The following is a 3,329-nucleotide window of genomic DNA, read 5'->3' as shown; positions in this document are numbered from 1 at the left end:
AGCCATGGCGTCCCAGTTGGGTTCAGCGTCAGCAGGCGGGACTTCGAGGGCTATTTGAGCCACGGCGATCGCACCGGTGATCGCGAGCACGGTGACGGCCTTGCGCCCACGCATGTCGATCCCTTCGTGAACTCGTCCGCGGCCCCGCACGCCGGTAAAGGCCGGGCGAGAGGCTATTCCCACGCTCACTCGTGATACTGAGTTTACCAATGAGGTGTGCGTTAAACAGATGTGCTATTGAGTCTAATTATCTTCTTTGAGTTTGTTTAATAGTTCTGCGTCTTATGGGGTAAATGAGACCACTGCGTCTCGCACCAGGGGGCGTATACCTGCAGGTCAGCGCGGTACCGTTCGCGCCAAGGTCGGGCAATGGTCTAGGTGACCACTCGTGTGCAATTCGGCGAACGTGATGTGGCCCTTGATACTTTTGTTGTCTGCGGTTCTAAAGTGGCAGCTGTGAATAAAATGAATCATGTTATTTATGCGCTCTATGGGATAGATGTGGTCTTTGTGAATTAGAGCTGGCAACGTCCAGGGTGGTCCGTTCCGCACCCGCAGAGCGAGCGCACCCTGACTCGGGGATTCGACACCGTCTCACAGACTTCCGTCCGCGGAGTCCCCGACTTGTCACAGGGAACGCTTCAATTCCTACGACATCCGTTGCGCCGCAAAGCCCTGGCTGAGCTGTCCAACGCGCCGGCGCTGTCCAGCATCGATAATGTTGTTTGATGACACAGCCCACCCGCAGCTTCGTGGTGCCGACCGTCGTGGGGCGGCTGCATGTGCAGGACAGCGGACCCGCCGGTGATGCCGTGGCGCTGCTGTGGCCCAGCCTGTTCACCGACGGCCCGACCAGCTGGGGCGCACAACTTACCGGGCTGCACGATGTGGGATGGCGGACCTTGGTGATCGACCCGCCGGGTACCGGCGCCAGCCCGCCCCCGCCAGGGCTGTTCACCATGGAGGAATGCGCCGAGGCCGCTCTGCAGACGCGGGACGCCGCCGATGCTCAGCGGGCAGCCCTGCTCGGGTTGTCCTGGGGCGGATTCGTCGCGCTGCGCGTCGCCCTCGCCGCACCGAAGCGCGTCACGGGGCTGGTGCTGTCCAACACCAGCGCACGCCGCATGTCGTTTATCCGCCGTCAGCGCGACCGCCTCGTGTCGATGCTCATCGATCTCGGAGTTCCGGGCGGACCTGGGCGACTCGTCGTGCCGGGCCTGGTCGGCGAGCAGTTCCGCCGCCAGGATCCCGGGTTTACCGCCCACCTCGCCGATGGCATCAACAATCTCGACACCACAGGATTGGCCCGCGCCGTGCGCTCTTGCTTAGCCGAGCGCACAAGTGTGGTGGAGGCCCTCGACCAGATCACCGCGCCTACCCTGATAATCGCCGGCGCCGAAGACAAGGCGCTGCCGCCGACTCACTCCGTCGAGCTGGCCGAACGCATCGCTGGTGCACAACTGGAGGTGCTGCCGCGCGTCGGGCATCTGGCGCCTCGTGAAGCTCCGGGCGCGGTGACGGCACTGCTGCAGCAATTTCTCGCCCCGCTTAGCCAGTGATGACCGCCGATTCGCCGGCGCGAATAAGCAGCCGTTGGCCGAGTTCGCGGTCGATGCGGTTAATCCGACCCCGAGCAGCCCGATCCGCGGGTCCGCGGCGGTGCGCACACTCACCACGGCGTCACCTAGTGGCCATTGACCCGCCACGGTCTCGCCGGCGGGCTGCACGCGTTCAAGATTCGGGTCAGCCCCGGGCGCGCACCCCACCGCCCGAACTGCCCGTCCGGGAGGGCCAAGACTGGATGTATGTGCTGTCCGGCAGGCTCCGATTGGTGCTCGGCGACCGCGACTTAAACATCCGGCCCGGCGAGGCCGTCGAGTTCACCACGTGGACGCCGCACTGGTTCGGCGCCGTCGACGGTCCAGTCGAAGCGATCATCACGTCCGTCTCGGCCGCCCCGGGAGAGCGACCGGCTGATCGCAGACCAAGTTGCCCCAGGGTTGTCCGGGGTAGTCGGCGCAGCCCGCTGAACTCAAGCGCCCGGCGGGAGAACGCTGAATTGCGAAGGGCCGTCGCTATTTCGAAGACAGCGTCGGCTTTTTTCCCGGCCGGGCTCGACCGGCCAAAGCAGTGATATCCGCTGACCAAGGACAACAACGGCGCCACGCCGAGCAGCTCCCCGAATCCTGCGAGGGGACTGGGAGACTGTTTTGCGTATGGTCGGATGCCAACCGTGGAGGCCACTTATCCCCGCCGGTGAAGGAAAAGTAATCCGTCTCGCGTTCACCGGCGCTGCCATCGCGCTGTCCGTGATCGTCGCCGCCCCTGCCCACGCCGACACCGCCGAGCGGGCCTACATCAAGGTTCTCGATGACAACAACATCCACTACGGCACCCGCTCACATGGCTTGCTGATGGGCCACGCCGTCTGCACCGCCCTCGAGGCTTCTGAGTTCACGCCGGAGACCGTTGTCGAGGCACTACGTCGCGGTGAGCGCCTCACCTACGCGGACGCAGCCGCCGTGGCCGCCGCCGCGATCGTCATTTTCTGCCCCTGGGATAAGAGCTGATACGCAACAGCCACGCGATGTCCTCGAGTCCAAGGATGTCGGTCGAGGTCACCTGCTCACCATGCCCGAAGGCGGCATCGACGCGATCGAAATGAACGTTGACGCCGCCGAACCCGAGGCGCCGTGGATCGCGCCTGAAAACATGCGGCATCCGTGAGAAAGTGCCGAACCACGAATACCGCTGAGCCGCAACTGATTTTGACTCAATGGCTTGGTAGCACCAAGGACGACCGGTCATAGAGCTTACATAGTCAGTTGTATTACACAACTCATAGTCGTATCGTTGCAACGACGCAGCCTCATTCGGCCGTGATGTCCACAACACCCGACGGTTGGACGGGCAGCCAAGCGATTAGTCTTATTGCCGTTGCACCGAGGGCTGGGAGGCTATATGAGCAGCTACCGGACCGTGGTTGTCGGGACTGACGGCTCGGAATCATCGATGCGTGCAGTCGAGCGCGCAGGCGCGATCGCAGCGCGAGGCAATGTGAAGCTGATCGTCGCGAACGCGCATTTGCCCACTGACGATAAGGGCGGCTGGGGAAAACCACCAGCGCCCGATCGAGTGGCTGACCCCGGCGCCGCCGACGTCCTGAAGCACGAGGGCTACATGGTGCACGGCAGTGCCCCCAACTATGCGATCCTTCGCCAGGCCCGCGACCGGGCGAAGGCCGCCGGCGCCAAGGACATCGAGGAGCGGTCGATCGTCGGCGCCCCGATCGACGCGCTGGTGGATCTGGCACAGGAGGTCAATGCGGA

Annotated in this window: 4 protein-coding genes and 1 pseudogene; all 5 read left to right on the top strand. The window is 63.9% G+C overall.

Translation table 11 applies throughout. The annotated features are described in order from the left end of the window. The first annotated feature begins 378 nt into the window (after positions 1 to 378). Positions 379 to 519, top strand: coding sequence for a hypothetical protein (locus VE759_RS21390; protein ID WP_324936169.1), 141 nt, complete (start codon positions 379 to 381; stop codon positions 517 to 519). Between the two features lie 209 nt (positions 520 to 728). Beyond that, on the top strand, positions 729 to 1,559 hold the full coding sequence (locus VE759_RS21385; RefSeq protein WP_324936167.1) for an alpha/beta hydrolase: 831 nt from the start codon (positions 729 to 731) through the stop codon (positions 1,557 to 1,559). Between the two features lie 72 nt (positions 1,560 to 1,631). After that, a pseudogene (locus VE759_RS21380) lies at positions 1,632 to 1,969 on the top strand (cupin domain-containing protein); the annotation flags it as partial. Between the two features lie 340 nt (positions 1,970 to 2,309). Further along, positions 2,310 to 2,570 carry a DUF732 domain-containing protein gene (locus VE759_RS21375; protein WP_324936166.1) on the top strand — a complete coding sequence of 87 codons (261 nt, stop codon included), beginning with the start codon at positions 2,310 to 2,312 and terminating at the stop codon, positions 2,568 to 2,570. Between the two features lie 391 nt (positions 2,571 to 2,961). Further along, the coding region (locus VE759_RS21370) for a universal stress protein (RefSeq protein WP_324936164.1) at positions 2,962 to 3,329 on the top strand (368 nt) is incomplete at its 3' end.

The organism is Mycobacterium sp. (genome assembly GCF_035640695.1).
Lineage (GTDB): Bacteria > Actinomycetota > Actinomycetes > Mycobacteriales > Mycobacteriaceae > Mycobacterium.
This window is presented reverse-complemented; position numbering and strand designations above follow the sequence as displayed.

Coding starts and splice junctions, on each gene's coding strand:
- VE759_RS21385 (WP_324936167.1), top strand. CDS start 729: ATGACACAGCCCACCCGCAGCTTCGTGGTGCCGACCGTCGTGGGGCGG.